This is a genomic window from Bradyrhizobium sp. BR 1433, assembly GCF_051547665.1.
Classification (GTDB): Bacteria; Pseudomonadota; Alphaproteobacteria; order Rhizobiales; family Xanthobacteraceae; genus Bradyrhizobium; species Bradyrhizobium australafricanum.
Genome location: NZ_JBPUGG010000001.1, coordinates 2,276,211 through 2,298,121, shown reverse-complemented (window position 1 = coordinate 2,298,121; position 21,911 = coordinate 2,276,211). Strand labels below are relative to the sequence as shown.

The 21,911-nt window shown below is 63.6% G+C and carries 17 protein-coding genes, 1 tRNA gene and 1 pseudogene; 15 read left to right on the top strand and 4 right to left on the bottom strand.

The features are described 5' to 3' along the window. The first annotated feature begins 124 nt into the window (after positions 1–124). The 4 genes from ACSKB9_RS11580 (at position 125) to dapD (ending at position 7,328) form a co-directional block, all read left to right on the top strand. The gene (locus ACSKB9_RS11580) at positions 125–1,378 is read left to right on the top strand and encodes a molybdopterin molybdotransferase MoeA (protein WP_438073248.1); all 1,254 of its coding nucleotides are present in this window, start codon (positions 125–127) and stop codon (positions 1,376–1,378) included. Positions 1,379–1,587: 209 nt separating this feature from the next. Then, on the top strand, positions 1,588–3,300 hold the full coding sequence (locus ACSKB9_RS11575) for an NAD(P)H-dependent oxidoreductase subunit E (protein WP_438073246.1): 1,713 nt from the start codon (positions 1,588–1,590) through the stop codon (positions 3,298–3,300). A 36-nt stretch (positions 3,301–3,336) separates the two neighbouring features. After that, entirely contained in the window at positions 3,337–6,123 is a 2,787-nt protein-coding gene (gene fdhF / locus ACSKB9_RS11570; RefSeq protein ID WP_438073245.1) for a formate dehydrogenase subunit alpha, read from the top strand. A gap of 233 nt (positions 6,124–6,356) precedes the next feature. Next, positions 6,357–7,328 (top strand): 2,3,4,5-tetrahydropyridine-2,6-dicarboxylate N-succinyltransferase, encoded by a 972-nt coding sequence (dapD, locus tag ACSKB9_RS11565; protein WP_438073244.1) that lies wholly within the window; start codon positions 6,357–6,359, stop codon positions 7,326–7,328. Positions 7,329–7,883: 555 nt separating this feature from the next. On the opposite strand, the gene ACSKB9_RS11560 is transcribed toward dapD, so the two are convergent. Together ACSKB9_RS11560 and ACSKB9_RS11555 are read right to left on the bottom strand one after the other, a co-directional pair. Then, on the bottom strand, positions 7,884–9,320 hold the full coding sequence (locus tag ACSKB9_RS11560; RefSeq protein ID WP_438073243.1) for an IS1182 family transposase: 1,437 nt from the start codon (positions 9,318–9,320) through the stop codon (positions 7,884–7,886). A gap of 187 nt (positions 9,321–9,507) precedes the next feature. Continuing rightward, a pseudogene (locus ACSKB9_RS11555) lies at positions 9,508–10,458 on the bottom strand (MBL fold metallo-hydrolase); the annotation flags it as partial. A gap of 311 nt (positions 10,459–10,769) precedes the next feature. Here ACSKB9_RS11555 and ACSKB9_RS11550 point away from each other — a divergent pair. From ACSKB9_RS11550 to ACSKB9_RS11520, 7 genes are all read left to right on the top strand, one after another. Next, a complete protein-coding gene (locus ACSKB9_RS11550) occupies positions 10,770–11,123 on the top strand; it encodes a DUF2200 domain-containing protein (RefSeq protein ID WP_057020632.1) in 354 nt (117 codons plus the stop codon). Positions 11,124–11,825: 702 nt separating this feature from the next. Next, positions 11,826–12,134 (top strand): hypothetical protein, encoded by a 309-nt coding sequence (locus ACSKB9_RS11545; RefSeq protein ID WP_438073241.1) that lies wholly within the window; start codon positions 11,826–11,828, stop codon positions 12,132–12,134. A gap of 58 nt (positions 12,135–12,192) precedes the next feature. After that, positions 12,193–13,197 (top strand): TRAP transporter substrate-binding protein, encoded by a 1,005-nt coding sequence (locus ACSKB9_RS11540; RefSeq protein WP_438073239.1) that lies wholly within the window; start codon positions 12,193–12,195, stop codon positions 13,195–13,197. A 320-nt stretch (positions 13,198–13,517) separates the two neighbouring features. Next, positions 13,518–14,090, top strand: a complete 573-nt coding sequence (locus ACSKB9_RS11535; protein WP_057020631.1) for a TRAP transporter small permease — start codon at positions 13,518–13,520, stop codon at positions 14,088–14,090. Beyond that, a complete protein-coding gene (locus tag ACSKB9_RS11530) occupies positions 14,090–15,373 on the top strand; it encodes a TRAP transporter large permease (RefSeq protein WP_438073237.1) in 1,284 nt (427 codons plus the stop codon). The genes ACSKB9_RS11535 and ACSKB9_RS11530 overlap by 1 nt, the downstream gene beginning before the upstream one ends. 162 nt (positions 15,374–15,535) lie before the next feature. Next, complete coding sequence (locus ACSKB9_RS11525) at positions 15,536–16,126, top strand: Spy/CpxP family protein refolding chaperone (RefSeq protein ID WP_438073236.1); 591 nt, start codon at positions 15,536–15,538, stop codon at positions 16,124–16,126. 164 nt (positions 16,127–16,290) lie between these two features. Next, positions 16,291–16,366: transfer RNA gene (locus ACSKB9_RS11520), tRNA-Lys, on the top strand. Positions 16,367–16,423: 57 nt separating this feature from the next. Here the strand turns inward: ACSKB9_RS11520 and ACSKB9_RS11515 are convergent. Next, on the bottom strand, positions 16,424–16,783 hold the full coding sequence (locus ACSKB9_RS11515) for a hypothetical protein (RefSeq protein ID WP_438073234.1): 360 nt from the start codon (positions 16,781–16,783) through the stop codon (positions 16,424–16,426). 12 nt (positions 16,784–16,795) lie between these two features. Next, positions 16,796–17,041 carry a hypothetical protein gene (locus ACSKB9_RS11510; protein WP_438073232.1) on the bottom strand — a complete coding sequence of 82 codons (246 nt, stop codon included), beginning with the start codon at positions 17,039–17,041 and terminating at the stop codon, positions 16,796–16,798. A gap of 579 nt (positions 17,042–17,620) precedes the next feature. Here ACSKB9_RS11510 and ACSKB9_RS11505 point away from each other — a divergent pair. The 4 genes from ACSKB9_RS11505 (at position 17,621) to ACSKB9_RS11490 (ending at position 21,834) form a co-directional block, all read left to right on the top strand. Then, entirely contained in the window at positions 17,621–18,583 is a 963-nt protein-coding gene (locus ACSKB9_RS11505; RefSeq protein WP_438080166.1) for a 2-keto-3-deoxygluconate permease, read from the top strand. A 29-nt stretch (positions 18,584–18,612) separates the two neighbouring features. Then, on the top strand, positions 18,613–19,920 hold the full coding sequence (locus ACSKB9_RS11500) for a four-carbon acid sugar kinase family protein (protein WP_438073230.1): 1,308 nt from the start codon (positions 18,613–18,615) through the stop codon (positions 19,918–19,920). Further along, positions 19,917–20,915 (top strand): 4-hydroxythreonine-4-phosphate dehydrogenase PdxA, encoded by a 999-nt coding sequence (gene pdxA / locus ACSKB9_RS11495; protein ID WP_057020626.1) that lies wholly within the window; start codon positions 19,917–19,919, stop codon positions 20,913–20,915. Before ACSKB9_RS11500 ends, pdxA begins: the two co-directional genes overlap by 4 nt. 151 nt (positions 20,916–21,066) lie before the next feature. After that, positions 21,067–21,834: a DeoR/GlpR family DNA-binding transcription regulator gene (locus ACSKB9_RS11490; RefSeq protein WP_438073228.1), complete on the top strand. Its 768-nt coding sequence runs from the start codon at positions 21,067–21,069 to the stop codon at positions 21,832–21,834. Positions 21,835–21,911 lie beyond the last annotated feature (77 nt).

Here is a 21,911-nt window from a genome sequence, read left to right as displayed (position 1 = left end):
ACTGACTGGCGACTCTCCGCCGCGTCGCGGGAACTGCCATCGATCGGTCCGGCTTTAAGGATAACGCCGCAGTTCGCGATCCGGGTCGAACAAATCTTGTCGATGGCGAGGACTGAGGGAGATCATGGCGCAGCTTTCGGACGACTGCTTCGCATTCGGCGGACCGATGATGTCGGTCGATGAGGCCGTCGCGATCATCGCCGCGCGGGTCAAGCCTGTCGGCGAGACCGAAGCCGTTGCCCTGGTGGATGCGGACGGACGCATCCTGGCCGGCGACATTGTCGCGCCGCTTGCGCTGCCTCCGTTCAAAAATTCCGCCGTCGACGGCTACGCGGTATCCGGCGCGGACCTGCCGGCGAGCGGCGAGCGCACATTCCCCGTCGCGGGGCGGGTGCAGGCGGGCGCGTCGGCGCAGCCGGCGCAGCCCGGACAGGCGGTGCGGATCTTCACCGGCGCGCCGATGCCCGATGGCACCGACACCGTGTTCATGCAGGAAGACGTGCGGATCGACGAGTCCGGGCGCGTGATCCTGCCGTCCGGCCTGAAGGTCGGCGCCAATGTGCGCCCCAGCGGCGAAGACATTCCGCGCGGCCACGTCGCGCTCGCGGCGGCCCGGCGGCTGCGGCCGCAGGATATCGCGGTCGCCGCCGCCTTCGGACTCACCACGCTCGATGTGGTGCGGCGGCTTCGCGTCGGGGTGTTCTCGACCGGCGATGAACTGGCTGCGCCCGGCAGCGCGCGCACCGAAGCGCAACTGTTCGATTCCAACCGCTTCATGCTGATGGCGATGTTGCGGCGGCTCGGTTGCGAGGTCGGCGATCTCGGCATCCTGCGCGACGAGCGGGCCGAGCTCGCCGCGGCGCTCAAGCAGGTCGCGCGGCGCTACGACCTGATCCTGACCACCGGCGGGGTCTCGACCGGCGAAGAGGACCACGTCAGGGCCGGCATCGAGCAGGCGGGCTCGCTGGTGCTGTGGCGGATGGCGATCAAGCCCGGCCGCCCGGTGGCGATGGGAATCATCGACGGCACCCCGCTGATCGGCCTGCCCGGCAATCCGGTGGCGAGTTTCGTCACCTTCGTTCATGTCGTGCGGCCGACCGTGCTGGCGCTATCGGGCGCTGTGCCGTCCCCCTTGCTGCCGATGCCGGTGCGGGCGGCCTTCAGCTACAAGAAGAAGAGCGGGCGGCGCGAATATGTCCGCGTCTCGCTGCGACGGGCGACGGACGGTACGCTGGAAGCGAACAAGTTTCCTCGCGAGGGAGCCGGTCTGCTGTCGTCGCTGATCGAGACCGATGGACTGGTCGAACTCGGCGAGTCCGTCGTGCGGGTTGAACCTGGCGATGCCGTCGGCTTTCTCGGCTACGCCGACCTGCTGTGAGAGCTGAAACGCGGTCGGGACCGCGCAGCGCGACCGGTGCGCGATAGCAAAATCAGATCGCCCGATAGGCAAACATAAACAATGGCCTACGCGGCAACCCGACGCTGCTAGAGGCGTTCTAAAACTGCTTGCCTCTGGCATACCAGAGAATAGAGTTCGTCGAAGCAGTGTGCAATTCGCGCAAAGCGTGGTTCCCAAGGCGAGGCTTCATGAGTCGAGACGACGTTCACAAGGTTCGTGCGTTCGAGCATCCCGGACAGGGCAGGAAGCGAGCGAAGGCCACGCCCAAGGGACGCCAGGTCGACCCCGTGGCCGCCCATGAGATCGAGACGCTGCTCGCCGATCGTCCGAGGCGGCGCGACCTCCTGATCGAGTATCTGCACCTGATCCAGGACAAATACCATCAGATCTCGGCGGCGCATCTTGCCGCGCTCGCCGACGAGATGAAGCTGTCATTCGCCGAAGTGTTCGAGACCGCCACCTTCTACGCGCATTTCGACATCGTGAAGGAAGGCGAGCCTGATATCGCGCCGCTCACCGTGCGTGTTTGCAATTCGCTGACCTGCGCGATGCTCGGCGGCGAGCAGCTGTTGAAGGACCTGCAGAACCGCGCCGGCCCCGGCATCCGCGTGGTGCGCGCACCGTGCGTCGGCCGCTGCGACACCGCCCCAACCGCCGAGGTCGGCCACAACTTCGTCGATCATGCGACCGTCACCAATGTACTCGCGGCGGCGAAGAGCGGTGACACCCACGCGCATCTCCCGCCTTACGTCGACTACGACGCCTATGTCGCCGGCGGTGGATACAAACTGTTGACGCGGCTGCGCTCGGGCGAGTTGCCGCGCGAAGACCTGCTGAAGGCGCTCGACGATGCGTCGCTGCGCGGTCTCGGCGGCGCCGGCTTCCCGACCGGCCGCAAATGGCGCGCCGTGCTCGGCGAACCCGGTCCGCGGCTGATGGCCGTGAACGGCGACGAGGGCGAGCCCGGCACGTTCAAGGACCGCTATTATCTCGAGACCGATCCGCATCGCTTCCTCGAGGGCATGCTGATCGGCGCCCACGTGGTCGAGGCGCCCGAAGTCTACGTCTATATCCGCGACGAGTACCCGGCCTGCCGCGAGATCCTCGCCCGCGAGATCGCGAAGCTCCCGCCGGGTGGTCCGACGCTGCATCTGCGGCGCGGCGCCGGTGCCTATATCTGCGGCGAGGAATCCTCGCTGCTGGAATCGATCGAGGGCAAGCGCGGCCTGCCGCGGCACAAGCCGCCATATCCGTTCCAGGTCGGGTTGTTCGGCTTGCCGACGCTGATCAACAACATCGAGACGTTGTGGTGGGTGCGCGACATCGTCGAGAAGGGCGCCGACTGGTGGAAGAGCCACGGCCGCAACGAACGCCACGGCCTGCGCAGCTTCTCGGTGTCGGGACGCGTCAAGAATCCTGGCGTCAAGGTCGCTCCCGCCGGCATCACGCTGCGCGAGTTGATCGACGAGTTCTGCGGCGGCATGGCCGACGGCCATACCTTGCAGGCCTATCTGCCGGGCGGTGCATCCGGCGGCATCCTGCCGGCGTCGATGGACGACATCCCGCTCGATTTCGGCACGCTGGAGAAATATGGCTGCTTCATCGGCTCCGCCGCCGTGGTCGTGCTTTCGCGGGCCGATGACGTCAGGGACGCCGCGCTGAACCTGATGAAGTTCTTCGAGGACGAGAGCTGCGGGCAATGCACGCCGTGCCGCGCCGGAACCGAGAAGGCGGCGCTGTTGATGCAGCAGCCGGTCTGGAACAAGGAATTGCTCGACCAATTGAGCCAGGCGATGCGCGATGCGTCGATCTGTGGCCTCGGTCAGGCGGCCTCCAATCCGCTGACCACCGTGATCAAATATTTTCCGGACGGCTTTCGTCCGCAGCAAGCCGCCGAGTAGGCGAGGCCGAGCAGACGAATTTCGACGAGGATTTGAATGAGCAACAATCAGAACTCAGGCCTGACGATTCAGTTCGAGCTCGACGGCCAGCAGGTCGAGGCGCGCGCCGGCGAGACGATCTGGCAGGTCGCCAAGCGCCAGGGCACCGAGATCCCGCATCTGTGCTATTCGCCCGCGCCGGACTACAGGCCGGACGGCAACTGCCGCGCCTGCATGGTCGAAATCGAAGGCGAGCGCGTGCTGGCGGCGTCCTGCAAGCGGACGCCGACGGTCGGCATGAAGGTGAAGTCGGCCAGCCAGCGCGCCGTTGCGGCGCAGAAGATGGTGATGGAGCTGCTGGTGGCGGACCAGCCGGCGCGCGAGACTTCGCACGATCCGGACTCGAAATTCTGGCACTGGGCCGAGAAGACCGGTGTGACCGAAAGCCGCTTCCCCGCGACTGAACGCTGGCACGCCGACACCAGCCATCCGGCGATGAGCGTCAATCTCGACGCCTGCATCCAGTGCGGCCTCTGCGTGCGGGCGTGCCGCGAGGTGCAGGTCAACGACGTGATCGGCATGGCCTACCGCAACCACGATGCCAAGATCGTGTTCGACTTCGACGATCCGATGGGCGAATCGACCTGCGTCGCCTGCGGCGAGTGCGTGCAGGCCTGTCCGACCGGCGCGCTGATGCCGGCGGTCATGCTCGACGACAAGCAGACCCGCGTCACCTATCCGGACAAGAAAGTGGATTCGCTGTGCCCGTATTGCGGCGTCGGATGCCAGGTCACCTATCAGGTCAAGGACGAGAAGGTGATCTACGCGGAAGGCCGTGATGGTCCCGCCAATCATAACCGGCTCTGCGTCAAGGGCCGCTTCGGCTTCGACTACATCCATCACCCCAATCGCCTGACCAAGCCGCTGGTGCGGCTGCCCGGCGTCAAGAAGGATGCCAACGACCAGGTCGATCCGGCCAATCCTTACACCCATTTCCGCGAGGCATCCTGGGAAGAGGCGCTCGATCTCGCCGCTGCGGGCTTGCGCAAGATCCGCGACGAGAAGGGCGCCAAGGCGCTGGCCGGCTTCGGCTCGGCCAAGGGCTCGAACGAGGAAGCCTATCTGTTCCAGAAGCTGGTGCGCACCGGCTTCGGCTCCAACAATGTCGATCACTGCACGCGGCTGTGTCACGCCTCGTCGGTGGCGGCGCTGTTCGAGGGATTGAGCTCAGGCGCGGTGTCGGCGCCGTTCGCGGCCGCGGCCGACGCCGAGGTGATCTGGGTGATCGGCGCCAATCCGACCGTGAACCATCCGGTCGCCGCCACCTACATCAAGAACGCCGCCAAGCGCGGCGCCAAGCTCTATGTGATGGACCCGCGCCGGCAGACGCTGTCGCGCCACGCCACGCAGCACCTGCAATTCAAACCGGGCAGCGACGTCGCGATGCTGAACGCGATGATCCACACGATCATCACGGAAGGCCTGACCGACGAGCAGTACATCGCCGGCTATACCGAGGGCTATGACGAGCTGAAGGCGAAGATCCAGGAGTTCACGCCGGAGCGCATGTCCCAGATTTGCGGCATTCCGGCGGAGACGCTGCGCGAGGTCGCGCGCGCCTATGCCCGCGCCAAATCGTCGATCATCTTCTGGGGCATGGGCATCAGCCAGCACGTCCACGGCACCGACAATGCGCGCTGCCTGATCGCGCTCGCGCTGATCACCGGCCAGGTCGGCCGCCCCGGCACCGGGCTGCATCCGCTGCGCGGGCAGAACAACGTGCAGGGCGCCTCCGACGCCGGCCTGATCCCGATGTTCCTTCCGGACTACCAGCCGGTCGGCCGCGACGACATGCGCGGCGCCTTCGAGAAACTCTGGGGGCAGGAGCTCGATCCGGTGCGCGGCCTGACCGTGGTCGAGATCATGAATGCGATCCACGCCGGCGAGATCCACGGCATGTATGTCGAGGGCGAGAATCCCGCGATGTCCGATCCCGACCTGCAGCACGCGCGCGAGGCGCTGGCCAAGCTCGATCATCTCGTCGTGCAGGATCTGTTCGTCACAGAGACCGCGTTCCACGCCGACGTCATCCTGCCGGCCTCGGCGTTCGCCGAAAAGTCCGGCTCCTTCACCAATACCGACCGCCGCGTGCAGCTGGCGCGCGAGGTGATCAAGCCGCCGGGCGATGCAAGGCAGGATCTCTGGATCATCCAGGAGATCGGCAAGCGGATGGGACTGCCCTGGAACTATGCGGGGCCGGGCGAGGTCTTCACCGAGATGGCCGAGTTGATGCCGTCACTGAAGAACATCAGCTGGGAGCGCCTGGTGCGCGAGGGCGCGGTGACCTATCCGGTCGACGATCCCGACAAGCCCGGCAACGAGATCATCTTCACCACCGGCTTCCCGACCGAAAGCGGCCGCGGCAGGATCGTGCCGGCCAAGGTGATCCCGCCGGATGAACTGCCCGACGACGAGTACCCGATGGTGCTGTCGACCGGCCGCGTGCTCGAACATTGGCACACCGGCTCGATGACGCGCCGTGCCCAGGTGCTCGACCAGATCGAGCCCGAAGCGGTCGCCTTCATGACCCCGAAGGACATGCGCAAGAAGGGGCTCGCGCCCGGCGACTTCATCCGCCTCGAGACGCGCCGCGGCGCTGTCGAGGTCAAGGTACGCGCCGACCGCGACGTGCCCGAGAACATGGTCTTCATGCCGTTCTGCTACGCGGAGGCGGCGGCCAACCTGTTGACCAACCCGGCGCTCGATCCGTTCGGCAAGATTCCGGAGTTCAAGTTCTGCGCGGTCCGCGCCGAGAAGATCGATATCCGGACCGCGGCGGAGTAGCGGTCCGGGGACGAAGCGCGGAGGGCGAGCCGGCCGCTCCGGCTACTCGCTCGCCCGACCAGCACCGCAAGCACCGTCGATCGACATCCGCTCAGAGCATAAGAGCGGGGTCGCTGCGGCGTGGACCATGTCGCCCTTTGCCCAAAGCGGACGTGTTTGAGGAGCTGGAAGTTGCCATTTCCACGAGAACTCGCGTATGCATGACGTGCAGGATCGCAGTGTGAGAAATTCAGATGACGATGGAGCTGAGGGGCGCGAGAGGCGAGGGATTTGCGACGATTGCCGCTGATGGTCGCGTGCTGGATTCCTGGTTTCTTCAGCTGCGCCTGGTTGTAGAGGCCGGCAAGACGGCAACGGTCCGTCTGACGAAGGACGAGGTCAGCAGATCGTTGGGCGAGTCGGCGGACGGATATGCGCGACACGACGACATTCGCAATGTCGACATCGTTCCAATCCGTACAGAAATTGGCTCCCTTGCATCTGCGCCGACGGACGTGCACGACGCGTATCTTCGACTCCATCTGCTGAGCCACCGGCTCGTCCAGCCGAATTGTCTGAACCTCGAGGGAGTTTTCGGTCTCTTACCTAACGTTGCCTGGACGACCCTCGGTCCCTGTGAGTGCTCCCGTGTACCGGACGCGCGAATGGAGGCACGAAAGCGTGCCCTCGCATTCGAGGTGACAGGCGTGGATAAGTTTCCGCGCATGACCGATTATGTGACGCCAGCGGACGTGAGAATTGCAGATGCGGATCGCGTAAGGCTCGGCGCCCACTTGGCCCCGGGCACAACCGTCATGCATGAAGGCTTTTGCAATTTTAACGCGGGTACGCTCGGTCCCTGCATGGTCGAAGGCCGGATCAGCGCCGGCGTGGTTGTGGGAAGCGGCAGCGACGTTGGTGGCGGAGCGTCGATCATGGGCACTCTGTCCGGAGGAGGGAAAGAGAGGATTACAGTCGGTGAGCGCTGCCTGATCGGAGCCAACGCCGGTATCGGCATTTCATTGGGTGACGATTGTATCGTCGAAGCGGGCTGTTATGTCACGGCAGGCGCGCGCATCCTTTTGGAAGATGGCCGAGTCCTGAAAGCCAAAGAACTCTCGGGCCAGAAGGGCCTGCTTTTTCGTCGGAATTCCCAGAGCGGCGCTCTTGAGGCAACCAAGCGTACGCCAAATTGGGACGGCCTCAACGCGCAACTTCACAGCTAGTCCCCGTCCGTCAGGGGACGATCACCACTCGGAATGTGATCTGTTTGGCGCGATAGCTGTTCACCACCAGTATGGCCACCGCCACGCCTCATAGAGGCGCCACGACGACACCAGGGGCGGGGCGTATGGATCGACCCGGTCGTCTTCAGGGCGATATTGATATCGTGGAACAATATAATAGTCCCACGGAGTTGGCCTTATCACGGGCGTCGGGATAATGACCCTCCTTGGTTCATGAACGACTTGTGCCTTCCGCGCCCGGGCTTCAGCACCAGACGTCCCGAGGTTGCACAGCACGAGGGCCGCTCCGAGAGCGCACGCGACGGTCATTATCTTCATGCATCGGCCTCCTTTGCCTGAGAGTGCAAAAGGACTCAAAGCAAGGCAAGCTAATTCGCTCTCGACCGGCTTGAATGACAGCTTGTGGCCCAGGCTGTGTGAGAACCCTGTTTTCAATTGGCGGGCGAGATGTTCCCGCACGGTTTCGTAGCTCGTCTGGGCTGCCAATGAGCTGCCAGAAGGTTCTAAGCGCTGAGGCGCCGGTACAATGTCGGGTTACGTCTGCATCGCTTCCAGCAGTGTGGCGCAGCCCAGAATCGCTATTACGCGTTTCATGTTGTAGGCGAGCACATTAAGCGCCATTTCGGTCGCAACCTTGTGTCGTCGTCGCATCAGGAAGTGCGTCGCACCCATCCAGGCCTTGATGGTCCCGAACGGATGCTCCGCCGTCTGCCGGCGTAAGGTCATCTTGTTGGGGTCTTGGTCAAGTCGCTGCTGAACCTTCTCCAGCACAGCTTCGTGCTCCCAGCGCGTGATACGCCGTTCGGGGCCGGTCGTGCACTGAGCCTTGAGCGCGCAGATGCGGCAAGCAGTCGTCCAGTAACGGCGGAGTATCTTGCCATCCTCCTCGACGGTGAAGCGATACGTCAGCCGTTCACCAGCAGGACAGCGGTAGATGTCTTCGGTCGCGGCATAGATGAAGTCTTGCTTGCCGAAACGGCCTGCAGCTTTCGCACCTGAGGTCATCGGTTTCGGCAGTGTGACCGTGATGCCAGCCTCCTCGCAGGCGCGAATCTCTTCGCTGTCGTAGTAGCCGCGATCAGCAACGGCATCGAGTGTCTCGACAGCCATCTCGGCACGCGCCTGCCCGGTCATGTTGGCGAGCTGGTGGCGATCGCTGCCCACATTGGTCACCTCGTGAGCCACGATGAGATGATGCTGCGTATCAACTGCAATCTGCACGTTGTAGCCAACGATGCCAGTATCCTTGCCACTTGTCGCCATCGAGCGAGCGTCAGGATCGGAGAGCGAGATCTGCTTGTCTTCACTCTTCATCATCTCTGCGTTGATCGCGTTGAGCCGGACGATTTCCTCCTTGAGCTTCTCGATCTTGCCCTTCAACCGCTCAACCTTCACCTCCGGCACCGCATCGCCATGCCGATCGGCGGTCTCCAGTTGAGAGAGATAGCGGGCGATGCTCTCATCGATCCGCTCAAGACGCCTCTTCATCTTGGCCTCGGTGAAGTTCTTGTCCCGGGCATTGATAGCCTTGAACTTCGATCCATCAATGGCGACGCTCGCGGCACTGAACAGATCAAGCTTGCGGCACAGCGCGACGAACTCGCGACAGACCTGACGGATGGCCTTGCCATTGTCCTTGCGGAAATCCGCGATGGTCTTGAAGTCCGGTGCTAGCTGCCCCGTCAACCAGATCAACTCGATGTTGCGCTGGCATTCCCGCTCGAGGCGCCGGCTCGACGGAATCCGATTAAGGTAGCCGTAGATATAGAGCTTGAGCATAGTGCCGGGATGATAACTGGGGCGGCCGGTGTCGAGTGGCTGGACACCTGCAAACCCGACCTTGCGGAGATCGAGACCGTCAACGAACACGTCGACCGCTCGCACCGGATTATCCTCGGTCACATAATCGTCGAGCGATGCCGGAAAAAGTGTGCTCTGCCCGCGATCCAACCCTTCGACGAAGCGCTTCATCTGATCCCCCGCAAGTCGTCGGAGAATCTTATCGCGCAAATCACTTCAAACAGAAGGTTTTCACGATTTTCACACAGCCTGGGCCCGTAGCCGACCTTTGCTCAGAAGGGCCGCGCGGAAGCCGGAGCCCGCCCATGATCGATATGAGTACGCGCCCCGGTTCGGCTCTAACTCGACAAGGTCTCGAGTAGTCCCAGAACACCGGCACCCAACGGAAGGCGTCACCCTCGACCGCGACATGTCCGACGGACGGGAACGGCATATGCGTGGCAACCAGCAACTCGCGGTTCGCCGCCAGTTCCCGCAGCAGACTGATCCGGGCGCGGGCCGCCTCTTCGGGATCGTGTTCGAAGCCATTGTGCCATTCGGGGTGCTCGAACCCGACCGCGAACACGAGGTCACCGGCGAATGTCAGCCGGTCGCCGCCGGACGCCAGACGAACGACGCTGTGGCCGGGAGTGTGGCCGCCGCTGCGACGGACGACCACTCCGGGCGCCACCTCGTGCTCCTCGTCGAACAGCCGCAGCTGGCTCTGGTACTCTTTCCTGAACCGCTTGGCGGTCGCACGTAGCGCGTCGGGGAAACCCGGCGGCATCGAGACGCGGGAGAAATCGGGCGCCTCCCAGAACTTGACCTCGGCAGCCGCCACATGGATCCGCAGGTCCGGACGCAGCCGCTCCTTCACGCCCTCGACGAGCAGCCCGCCAACGTGGTCCATGTGCATGTGGGTCAGCACCACGTCGGTCACGGACCCAAGATCGATGCCGGCCGCCTCCAGTCGCTTGACCGTCTGCCCGGCCTTCGGCAGGTGCAGGTCCGGGTCCGACCCCAGCCCGGCGTCGACGAGGATGGTTTTCCCGCCGCTTCGCACCACGACCACGTTCAGCGCCCAGTCGAACGCGTCCGGCGGCAGGAACATGTCGTCCAGCCAGGCCGCGCGGACGGCCGGCTCGGCATTGTGCGCCAGCATCTTGGTCGGCAGCGGCAGCACCCCGTCGCTGACGACCAGCACGTCGATCTCGCCGATCTTCAGCGCGTAGCGCGATGGCACCAACTCGTTTGGCCCCGGCTGACCGGCGTGCGAGACATCGTCGAGGTTCATGCTTGTCTCCTGAGTATTGCGGATCATCTGGTTCATCGTTGAAAACTCCTGCGTTCGATCCTGATGTTCGATCCCGGCGGGCCGCATTGTTTCCGCCCGTGGATTGGACATGGTGGTGATCTAACGGATCGAGTGGGGCGCCGCCCCAGAGCGGTTGCCGTCGCTGTAGAGCGATTGCTGCCAACGCATGCGGGCCGCCGCACGCGAGCGCTGGGGACGAAACGGGAGGCAGCAGGCCATCGCCATGCCCCCAGCCACATGCGACACTTCGGATTGGCGAAGCCGGTTCAACCCAGGACTAATATTTCCTCGTCGAGACCCCGGAATACGAACGTTCGGAGCAATTCATGGCCAAGCATCGGATCTATACAACGAGCTTCGCAAGCGTTTACCCGCTCTATGTCGCGAAAGCGGAGAAGAAGGGACGCACCAAAGCGGAGGTTGATCAGGTGATCTCCTGGTTGACCGGCTACGGTTCGAAGGAGCTGGAAGCTCAGTTGGAAAAACAAACCGACTTCGAAACGTTCTTCGCAAAGGCGCCTGAAATGAATCCTTCGCGGGCCTTGATCAAGGGCATGGTGTGCGGTGTCAGGGTTGAGGAAATCAAAGAGCCGACCATGCGGGAAATTCGTTACCTGGATAAACTGATCGATGAGCTGGCGCGTGGAAAGGCCATGGATAAAATCCTGCGGAGGGAATGACGCCTGATCGACCGGATTCCGTTCGCTCGGCGAGGCGACACCGGACGCTGGTGCGTCGCCCGCAATGACGAAAGGACCGGGGAGGGCCGCTACCACTGAGTTGCCCGACGGCGCAAGCCTTCGCAGCAAAAATATTTCGCTTTATCCGAAGCGTGGCTCGGTGTATGGTCTGCCCGTCTCACCCGACACGAGGGCGCTTCGCGGTCGTCACGAACGTGGGTCGAGATGCGGTGGACGCCGATTGCGCAGTTGACGAACGTGCATGAGGCGGACGGTGAAGTCGTGTGGTCCTGACGCCCTAGCGGCAGGTGTCTTTTCCGATTGCGCGGTGCGCGTTGCGAAGACGGTGACAACCAAGCCCAGTCTCGTCGGGGAGAGCACGAAGTAAGCCGTAGCCCATCGCGCAGGGAAAGCCGGGTTGTTTCCGGTTACACCTGTGGTCCTACCCCCGAGCTTTCTACCCATTGCTGGGGCCCATGGGTGCGATCGGCACCCGGCTTTCCCTGCGCCCTCTGCTTGAGGTGAGGGCGGAACAAGATGCAAAGCTCGGACGCAATGCGCCGCGAGACTGCGGAAGCATGAGCCACACGTGGTCCAACACATTCAGTGTCGTCCTGGCGCAAGCCAGGACCCATTACCCCAAATGAGATTTGTTGCGCGATGCTGGGGCCACGACCTCGTTCACAATCAAATGCGGTGGTAATGAGTCCTGGCTTTCGCCAGGACGACAACGAAGAGTCATATCTGCAAGATTTGCAGCGGCGTATGGATCTCTGCTTTCGCAGGGGCGACAGCCGGCAAGAAACACGCGCAGCATTCGCGCCCGGCGAACCCGCCATTGCCAAACCTCGCATTGACCTCATTGCCGTGGCCGGGCACAGCGTGCGGGCGGTGTCATTGAACGGTCGCAAGAGCCGAAAGGGATACCGCCGCATCGAATTTTGCAGTGCAGCAATCGTGCAATTAGCCCCTGCTAAAGGGGCAATGGCAATCGTCGTTGCTTGTCTGTAATGGTGCGACCGGATGTCTCGGGCCGGTATTCGCGCTCCGCAATTACGCGGGAGGAAACATGCGTAAACTCATATTGGCTGCGGCGTCGATCGCGGCTTTGACCTTTGTCGGGCCTGCGGCGGCGCAGTCGCCGATCGTTCTCAAATTCAGCCACGTGGTGGCCTCGGATACGCCGAAGGGCAAGGCGGCCGACAAGTTCAAGGAACTCGCCGAGAAGTACACCGGCGGCAAGGTGAAGGTCGAGGTCTACCCGAACTCGACGCTTTACAAGGACAAGGAAGAGCTCGAGGCGCTGCAGCTCGGCGCGGTGCAGATGCTGGCGCCGTCAAACTCGAAGTTCGGCCCGATCGGCATCAAGGAATTCGAAGTCTTCGATCTGCCCTACATCCTGCCCGACCTGAAGTCGCTGCGGACGGTCACCGACGGGCCGCTCGGCGCCCAGCTGCTCAAGAAGCTGGATTCCAAGGGCATGACCGGTCTCGCCTATTGGGACAACGGCTTCAAGCAGATGAGCGCGAACAAGAAGCTGGTCGCGCCCGCCGACTACAAGGGGCTCAAGTTCCGCATCCAGTCGTCGAAGGTGCTGGAAGCCCAGTTCCGCGCGCTCGGCGCGATCCCGCAGGTGATGGCATTCTCCGACGTCTACCAGGCGCTGCAGACCGGCGTGGTCGACGGCCAGGAGAACACCTGGTCGAACATCTACACCCAGAAAATGCATGAGGTGCAGAAGTACGCCACCGTCACCAATCACGGCTACATCGGCTACGTCGTGGTCGTGAACAAGAAGTTCTGGGACGGCCTGCCGGCCGATATCCGCGAGCAGCTCTCCAAGGCAATGAAGGAAGCCACCGAGTTCGGCAACAGCCAGTCGGCCAAGGAAAACGACGACGCGCTCGCCGAGATCAAGAAGGCCGGCAAGACCGAGATCGTCGCGTTGACGCCGGAGCAGGACGAGGCGATGCGCAAGGCGATGATGCCGGTCTACAAGGACGTGGCATCGCGCGTCGGCCAGCCGTTGATCGACGAATTCCTCAAGGAAACCGGCCGCAGCCCGATGAACTAGCTGCGATGCTTCGCCGCTGAGGCGATGCCAGACGAGCTCCCTCTCCCCGTTCTTGCGGGGAGAGGGTTGGGGTGAGGGGCCTTCTCCGCGAACGCGGCTCCAGATGTGCTCGCGGAAGCTCCCCCTCACCGGAAATTCAAGCTGCGCTTGAATTTCGACCTCTCCCCGCACGCGGGGCGAGGTAGATCGGAGGCAGCTCCGATCGACGGCAACAGTCACGCGGGACTTGAACCGCAAACATAGTGAACGCCGCGGCCGCGTGAGGTCGCGGCCAGGGTGCCGTGGCCGGTTGCCGCATCAGGCCATGACAGGGGAGATCAATGTTGCTTAAAATTCTGGACCGGCTCGAGGAAATCATCATCGCGAGCCTGATGGGGGCCGCGACGCTGCTGACCTTCGTCACGGTCGTGCACCGTTTTCTGGTCGACGTTCCCGTGCTCTATCCGTACCTGTTCGGCATCAATCTCGCCTGGTCGCAGGAACTCTGCATCTACATGTTCATCTGGATGGCGAAGTTCGGCGCCGCCTATGGCGTGCGCGCCGGCGTCCATGTCGGCGTCGACGTCCTGATCAACCGCCTCAACGATTTCTGGCGCAAGCGCACCATCACCTTCGGCCTGCTCGGCGGCGCGCTATTCACCGGGATCGTCGGCACCATGGGTGCCAAATTCGTGTTCGAATTGATGCATACCGACCAGGTCTCGCCGGATCTCGAGATCCCGAGCTGGATCGTCTACGCCTGCATCCCGCTCGGCTCCTATCTGATGTGCTTCCGCTTCCTGCAGGTGTGCTGGAATTACTGGTGGACCGACGACCTGCCGCACCATGACGCCTCCCATGTCGATGGCGTCGAGACCAGCAAGACCGCGCCCGTCGCGCTTGGAGAAGCGTGATGAGCGCCGCACTTATTTTCGGACTGCTGTTTGCCCTGATGCTGACGGGCATGCCGATCTCGATTTCGCTCGGCCTGACCGTGCTCACCTTCCTGTTCACCATGACCGAGGTGCCGATCGAGAGCGTCGGCCTGAAGCTGTTTTCGGGCCTCGACAATTTCGGCATCATGGCGATCCCGTTCTTCATCCTGGCGGGCACCTTCCTGACCCGCGGCGGCGTCGCGCGGCGCATGATCGCGTTCACGACCTCGCTGGTCGGGCATCTGCCCGGCGGCCTTGGGCTGGCCGGTGTCGCGGCCTGCGCGATGTTCGCGGCGATCTCGGGCTCGAGCGTCGCCACCGTGGTTGCGATCGGCTCGATCATGATGCCGGCGATGGTCGATCACGGCTATCCGAAGCGGTTCGGCGTCGGCGTGATCTCGACCTCGGGCGCTCTCGGCATCCTGGTGCCGCCCTCGATCATCCTGGTGCTCTACGGCGTCTCCACCAATACCTCGATCGGCGCGCTGTTCATGGCCGGCATCGTGCCGGGCGTCGTGCTCGCGCTGATGCTGGCGGCGGTGACTTTCTTCGTCGCGCAGCGCAACGGCTATCCTAAGATGCCACGCGCGACCATCGGCCAGCAGTTCACGGCGTTCCGCGAAAGCATCTGGGGCCTGCTGCTGATCGCGATCGTGCTCGGCGGCATCTATGGCGGCATCTTCACGCCGACCGAAGCCGCCGCGGTCGCCGCGACCTACGCCTTCTTCATCACCGTATTCGTCTACAAGGAGCTTAAGCTCTCCGAGGTGCCGAAGGTGCTGCTGCAGGCGGCGAGCATGAGCTCGATGCTGCTCTACATCATCACCAACGCGGTGCTGTTCTCGTTCCTGATGACGCACGAGCAGATCCCGCAGGAGATGGCGGCCTGGATCATCGACAAGAACTTCTCGGTCTGGATGTTCCTGCTCGTCGTCAACGTCATCCTGCTGCTCGCCGGCAACGTGATGGATCCGTCGTCGATCCTTTTGATCATGGCGCCGATTCTGTTTCCGCTGGCGACCAAGCTCGGCGTGCACCCGGTGCATCTTGGCATCCTGATGATCGTCAACACCGAGGTCGGGCTGTGCCATCCGCCGGTCGGGCTCAACCTCTACATCGCGAGCAGTATCGCCAAGATGGGCATCAGCGAGATCACCATCTCGGTGTTGCCGTGGCTGTGCGCGATGCTGGTGTTCCTCGGCCTGATCACCTACGTGCCGGAGATCTCGCTGTGGCTGCCGCACTTGCTCGGCATGATCTAGCGCAAACAACAGACACCCAAGGCGCGAGCTCGCGCCTTGGATGTTTCTGCGGTGCAATGAAAGCGGATTACATCTTGGTAACAGAGCTCTCTCTGTCCAATCCGTAAGTTGAAGGCGCGGGCGGGCGGCATCATCTTCGAGCAACCTTCAAAGGAGGTTCGTATGAAGAAAGTTCTGCTCGCCGGCATCGCGGCGCTCACGATTGCCGGTTCGACCGCGGTCTATGCCCAGCATCGTCCCTGGTTCCACGGCCATATGCGGATGAGCCCCGAGGATCGGGCCGCCTTCCTCGACGCGCGGATCGCCGCCGTCCACGCCGGGCTGAAGCTCAACGCCGATCAGGAGAAGCTGTGGCCGCCGGTTGAGGCCGCGGTGCGCGACTTCGCCAAGATGCGGCTCGATCGCGCCAATGCGCGGATGGCCGCCGAGAAGACCGACGCGGACAAGTCGCAGAGGCCGGATGATCCGGTCGCCCGTCTGCGCGAGCGCGCCGGCAACATGGCGGCGACCGCAACGTCGCTGACGAAGATCGCCGATGCCGCCGACCCGCTCTACAAGACGCTCGACGACAACCAGAAGCGGCGGCTGAGCATGCTGACCCATATGGAAGGACGCGGCTTCGGCGCCGAAGGCTGGCGCCGCCACCGCCTCGAGCGCGGCATGGACCGCTGGGAGCGCGGCGGCCGCGGCTTCGATCACGACCGTTTCGACCGCGACGACGGCCCTGATCAGGAGCGCTCCGGCCGGCTCTGAGCGCCGTCCGCCGGCACCTTCGCCAAGCCTATGAAAGGCCGCCGGATTCCGGCGGCCTTTCGGTGGTCAGAAAGTCGGGAAAACTTGCTTGAGCTTGCTGGACATCGGGGAATCGCTTTGCTAAACGACCGCTCTCTTGCGAGGGTCATTTCCGGACAGGTTCCGGGCGCATAGCTCAGTTGGTAGAGCAGCTGACTCTTAATCAGCGGGTCCCAGGTTCGAGCCCTGGTGCGCCCACCAAGCTTTTCAATAGCTTAGGTTAGCCCTCGTAGTTGTCATTCCGACAAACGGCCGCGTCTATTCCGACAAACCGGCTGCTTTTGTTCGCTTCTCGCGGCGCTTCCGGGTCCCCGAGATCAGCTGTTTACGGATCCGCTTTGCATAGATCGGCAATTGCCGTGCAGACCTGTGGCGGCCGGCTGCGCGCAGTTCCGCGTCGGTCAGGTCGCTGTCGGCACCCTCGGTGAAGCCGCCGTGGCGGAACGAGGTGAATGAAAGCTCGGATCGAATGCCGGCCGCGGCGACAATGTCCTTCACGACGCTGCGCAGGTAGCGGAGGTCCTTGCGCTCAGTATCCACGGTGGCGGAGTACGCGACTTGCGGTGCGCGTGATCGCGCCTGAAGACCAGACCCGAAACGTGACCTGCTTGATGGCATCGAGTTCGGCCATCAGTTCGGGAAAAGTGATTCGCCCCGATCATCGAAAAGCGGCCACCAGGCTTCCTCGCCGTTCTTCGGATGCACGATCTTCACGCTATTGGGCCGCTCTTTGGGGCGGTAGTACGAAATCTCAAAAGCTCCGACGACATGCTCCTCGCGCTGCAACCACTCCGTCAGCCCGTGAGACCGCCAGCTGTCGAAGGCCGGCAGAAGAACGTACTCGGCGCGCTCAACGCCTTCGCCTTGACGTGACACCCTTGCGCACGTGCCCACGTTGGAAGCTCGAAGAAGTAGGTCCATCGGCCGTTGCGCAACGGCTTTCGCCTGCAATACCGAGGCAATCTCAGAGCGGTCTTGGGAGGTTTCGTACTAGCGCCCGAAGAAAGCTTGCGCGAGCGCGACGACTTACAGGCCGACGATCCGCTGGCTGAGGCAGTATCCCGCCTGCGGCGAGGGCCCGGCCGGGCACCCTTGCGGCCGAAGCATGCGACGGTCGGGGCTTCGGTGGGTGTTGCCCCAAGTAAGCGTTTCGAGCATCTGCGCGATGAGGACCATGCCCGACCTTTCATGACCCAATTCCCTGGCATTCTCCCGCGAGCAAAATCAATCGCATCTGACGGAGCGAATGTTTTGCGCGAAATGCGCAATAAGTCTTGAATACTGCGCGATATGAGCATATACGGCCGACGTTTGCTCGTTTTTATAGCAAAACGCGCAAAATGATCGGAAGTGCGCGGTGTGCGGGAGGACAACAGAAATGCAGGTTCAAATTAAGCGGGCGATCGAGAGCGTGCCGGGCGGGATGATGGTGGTCCCTCTGTTGGTCGGGCGCTTATTGCCACCTTCTTTCCCGATACCCCGAAGTTCTTTGGCTCCTTCACCGGCGCACTGTTCTCTGGCGCGCTGACAATTCTCGCCGTGTTCTACGTTTGCATGGGCGCGAGCATCGACTTCCGCGCGACCCCCTATATTGTGAAGAAGGGCGGCACCCTGCTGATCGTGAAGGTTGGCGTGGCCGTTGTCCTCGGCCTGATCTTCGGCCGCATTTTGGGAGAGACGCCGGTCGCAGCTGGCATGTTCGCGGGTGTCTCGACGCTCGCGATCGTCGCCGCCATGAACGACACCAATGGCGGTCTCTATATGGCGTTGATGGGCCAATATGGACGTCCGCGTGACGTCGGCGCCTATACCGTCATGTCGCTGGAGAGCGGTCCTTTCCTCACCATGATCACTTTGGGCGTCGCTGGCCTCTCGGCATTTCCATGGCAGACCCTCGTGGGCGCTATCCTGCCTCTGGTGGTGGGTATGATCATCGGCAATCTCGACAGAGAGATGCGCGACTTCCTGAGCCGCGCGGTGCCTGTGATGATCCCGTTCTTCGCCTTCGCGCTCGGCGCCGGCCTCGATCTGTCGAAGGTTTGGCAGGCCGGCCTGCTCGGCCTCGGCATGGGAGTGGCCGTGGTGGTTGTGACCGGCATCCCGCTGTTCCTCGCCGATCGCATCACTGGCGGGAATGGTGTCGCGGGTGTTGCGGCGGCCTCGACGGCCGGTAATGCGGCGGCCGTCCCGGCGATTGTCGCCGCGGCGAATCCAGCCTATGCGGACGCGGCGCGGCCTGCGACTATCCTCGTCGCGGCCTGCGTCGTGGTTACCGCAATCCTCGTGCCGATCGTCACCGCTTGGACAGCCCGCGTTGTTGGTCGCGACGTCGAGGAGCCTGCAGAAGAGAACAACGTGGCTTCTGCCGGCAAGATGACCCCCGCGGCTCGCTCGGTTGTCACTGAGGCAAGTCACTGAGGCAAAGTCACTGAAGCAGGTCGCTGAAGATGGCCCCTAAAGCGTTTTCGAGCGAAGTGGATACCGGTTCGCGTCAAGAAAGCGCGTCAAGCCAAAGCTGGCTGATCGTCGCTGACGATCTCACCGGTGCCGCGGACTGTGCGATCGCCTTCGGCAGAAGGGGGCGTGCGGCTGCGGTGACGTGGGGTGAGGTGACCGACGCGTCGGGCTACCAGCTGCCTGTCCTGGCCTACGATGCCGCGAGTCGAGGCCTTTCGGCCGGGGCCGCTGCTGCCCGCCATGCCGATGTGCTGGCGCGCCTTTGCGAAGGCGGACGTATTCTTTTCAAGAAGATTGACTCGACGCTGCGGGGGCAACCTGCAGCGGAGACTGCCGCCGCGCTTGCGCATCTCAAGTCACGGTCGGGTCCGGCCTTTGGCGTGTTCGCGCCGGCCTTTCCGGCCACCGGCCGGACCACCATCGACGGGCGTATCCTGGTCAGAGGCCGCCCCCTCGAGGAGGCCGAGGTCTGGCACCGCGACCACACCTACCCGAATGCCGATCTTGTCGACGTTCTCGCGACCGCGGGCGTTCGCGGTGAGAAGGTCAAGCTCGCTGCCGTGCGCGGTGGCGATCTCAAAGCCACGTTCGCGAGGCTCGCCTGGGAGGGCGACGTGGTCGCGGCCTGTGACGCCGAGACTGAACACGATCTGCGTTTGATCGCGGAGGCGAGCCTGCATGCATCGCCCGCAACCTTCTTCATCGGCAGCGCCGGCCTCGCGCATGCGCTGGCCGGCCTCGAAGTCAGCCATGCCGTCGAGCCGCTGCGCATTCCGACGAGCGCATCCGGCACCCTGATCGTGGTGGGCTCGCTCGCCGGCGCATCTCGCGCCGCCGCGCGCGAGCTGGAGGCGACCGGCACCGTGGCGCATTTCCCGGTCGCGCCGGAAACGCTGCTCAACGATGGTGCCGGCCGGGCGGCGCTCGCCGCGGACGTGATGAAACGACTTGCCGGCGGCGGCGATACACTGGTTGAGATCATGATGGATGATCACCCCGACATGTCGCTCGGCCCGCAGCTCGCCAAGGGGCTCGCCGACGCTCTTGAGGCCGTCGCACCCGCGATCGGCGCCTTCGCTGCGACCGGCGGCGAAACCGCCGCGGCGATGCTGTCGCGCTTCGGTGTCAACGGTATCCGTCTTGCCGACGAAATCGAGCCGGGCGTGTCGCTCGGCCTTACTCTTGGCCGATTGTCTGTTCCGATCGCCACCAAAGCGGGCGCGTTCGGTGACGAGAACAGCCTCATCCGCATCAGCGAGCGGCTTCGCGCCGTCCGAACCAGAGGAAGTTTCATATGACTCGTCCGACCATTGCGATCACCATGGGAGATCCGGCCGGTATCGGGCCCGAGGTGATCATGAAGGCGCTGGCGCAGCCGCAGGTGCGGGCGATCTGCAATGCGCTGGTGATCGGCGACTCCAACCGTCTGCGCAAGGCCGGTCAGATCGTCGGCGTGCCGCTTGAGGTCGATGCGTTGAGCGACGCGAAGCAGGCGAATTTTGCGTCGAAGGCCGTGCAGTGCGTTGACCTGAAGCTGGTGCCGGACGATCTGCCGTTCGGCAAGGTGTCGGCGACGGCAGGTGAGGCGGCATATCGCTACATCGAGAAAGCCGTGCAGGTGGTGCAAGCAGGGCTCGCGCAGGGCATCTGCACCGCGCCGCTTTCCAAGGAAGCGCTGCATGCGGCCGGCCACAAATATCCCGGCCATACCGAGCTCCTGGCGCATCTGACCGGCACGCCGGAAGTATCGATGATGCTGGTGTCGCCGAAACTCCGCGTCATTCACGTGACCACGCATATCGGCCTGCTCGATGCGATCGAGAAGATCGAGCCCGGCCTCGTCGAGCGTGTCATCGCACGCGGGCATGACGTGCTGGTGCGCGCCGGCGTCGCCAATCCGAAGATCGGCGTCTGCGCCATCAATCCGCATGCCGGCGAGAACGGGTTGTTCGGTCGCGGCGAGGAAGCCGCGAAGATCGCGCCGGCCGTGGAAGCCTGTCAGCGCAAGGGCTGGGACGTGCACGGCCCCCTGCCTGCCGACACGCTGTTCTTCCTGGCCGGCCGCGGCGACTACGACATGGTGGTCGCGATGTATCACGATCAGGGCCATGGACCCATCAAGGTGCTGGGGCTGGAAGCCGGTGTGAACATCACTGTTGGTCTGCCGGTGATCCGCACCTCGGTCGATCACGGGACCGCCTTCGACATCGCGGGCAAGGGCATCGCCGACGAGCGCAGCCTGATCGAAGCGCTGCGGCAGGCAGTCGATCTCGCGCCGAAGAAGGCGGCTTGAGGGGGCTGCGCGGGCTCCTCAGGATGAGGAGCGAGATGCGCGTTAAGCGCAGACATTGCGCGGCCGATGCATCGTGGTATCCATCGGCCGTGCCGCGAAGCCGATACGGTCGAGCTCGGCTGACGGCAATGGATCCGGGGGCTGAGGTTCGATGTCGATGCGCAGCAAGGAGCGTCACGCTCGTCTGTTGGAAGCACTGAACGCGGGAGAGATCGATGTCGACGATCTCGCGCGGCGCTTCGACGTTTCCGCTTCCACCGTGCGGCGCGACTTGCAGCATCTTTCCAAGAACAATGCCGTGCGCCGCACCTATGGCGGCGCCATTCTCACCGCCCACGCGAACGAGACAACGCTCGAGCAGCGCCTCGCGGTTCAGGGCAAACAGAAGCAGGCGATCGCGCGCGCGGCGATCGATCTGATCGAGGATGGCGACACGCTGATTCTCGATGCCGGCTCGACGGTCGCAGCCTTCGGCCGACTGCTGCAGCATCGGCGGCTGCGCATCATCACCAACAATCTTGCGCTGCTGCCCTTCTTCGCCAAGGCTCCGAGCATAGAGCTTGTGGTGTTGGGCGGCGCGCTGCGCACCACCAGCATGAGCACCATGGGGCCGCTCGCCAATGAGGCGTTGCGGCGCATGACCGCGGACCGCGCCGTCATGAGCGCCGACGGCGTGGTGAATGGCCGTGGCCTGTGCGAAGCGGATCTCGAACAGGTCGCACTGAAGTCGCTGATGATGCAGCAGTCGAAGGAAGTCATCGTTCTCGCCGACACCAGCAAGCTCGGCCGCGCCGAACAGATGGCCTGGGCGCCGCTGCCGCCGCGCTGGACTCTGGTGACTGATGTCGGCGCATCTGAGGAGCAGTGCAAGCGTCTCGCCGATGCGGGAGCGCGCGTGATCGTTGCCGGCGTTCGCTGAGCCGGCATCGCAATTTTTCGCGTGATCGGAGAAGAATATCGACCGAGGCGGGGTTGCGGTAAGGAATCGCTGAACCG

What these genes read in the sequence shown, in the direction of transcription:
- ACSKB9_RS11580 (WP_438073248.1), top strand. Translation starts at nt 125, where the DNA reads ATGGCGCAGCTTTCGGACGACTGCTTCGCATTCGGCGGACCGATGATG.
- ACSKB9_RS11575 (WP_438073246.1), top strand. Translation starts at nt 1,588, where the DNA reads ATGAGTCGAGACGACGTTCACAAGGTTCGTGCGTTCGAGCATCCCGGA.
- fdhF (WP_438073245.1), top strand. Translation starts at nt 3,337, where the DNA reads ATGAGCAACAATCAGAACTCAGGCCTGACGATTCAGTTCGAGCTCGAC.
- dapD (WP_438073244.1), top strand. Translation starts at nt 6,357, where the DNA reads ATGACGATGGAGCTGAGGGGCGCGAGAGGCGAGGGATTTGCGACGATT.
- ACSKB9_RS11560 (WP_438073243.1), bottom strand. Translation starts at nt 9,320, where the DNA reads ATGAAGCGCTTCGTCGAAGGGTTGGATCGCGGGCAGAGCACACTTTTT.
- ACSKB9_RS11550 (WP_057020632.1), top strand. Translation starts at nt 10,770, where the DNA reads ATGGCCAAGCATCGGATCTATACAACGAGCTTCGCAAGCGTTTACCCG.
- ACSKB9_RS11545 (WP_438073241.1), top strand. Translation starts at nt 11,826, where the DNA reads ATGAGTCCTGGCTTTCGCCAGGACGACAACGAAGAGTCATATCTGCAA.
- ACSKB9_RS11540 (WP_438073239.1), top strand. Translation starts at nt 12,193, where the DNA reads ATGCGTAAACTCATATTGGCTGCGGCGTCGATCGCGGCTTTGACCTTT.
- ACSKB9_RS11535 (WP_057020631.1), top strand. Translation starts at nt 13,518, where the DNA reads ATGTTGCTTAAAATTCTGGACCGGCTCGAGGAAATCATCATCGCGAGC.
- ACSKB9_RS11530 (WP_438073237.1), top strand. Translation starts at nt 14,090, where the DNA reads ATGAGCGCCGCACTTATTTTCGGACTGCTGTTTGCCCTGATGCTGACG.
- ACSKB9_RS11525 (WP_438073236.1), top strand. Translation starts at nt 15,536, where the DNA reads ATGAAGAAAGTTCTGCTCGCCGGCATCGCGGCGCTCACGATTGCCGGT.
- ACSKB9_RS11515 (WP_438073234.1), bottom strand. Translation starts at nt 16,783, where the DNA reads ATGCCATCAAGCAGGTCACGTTTCGGGTCTGGTCTTCAGGCGCGATCA.
- ACSKB9_RS11500 (WP_438073230.1), top strand. Translation starts at nt 18,613, where the DNA reads ATGGCCCCTAAAGCGTTTTCGAGCGAAGTGGATACCGGTTCGCGTCAA.
- pdxA (WP_057020626.1), top strand. Translation starts at nt 19,917, where the DNA reads ATGACTCGTCCGACCATTGCGATCACCATGGGAGATCCGGCCGGTATC.
- ACSKB9_RS11490 (WP_438073228.1), top strand. Translation starts at nt 21,067, where the DNA reads ATGTCGATGCGCAGCAAGGAGCGTCACGCTCGTCTGTTGGAAGCACTG.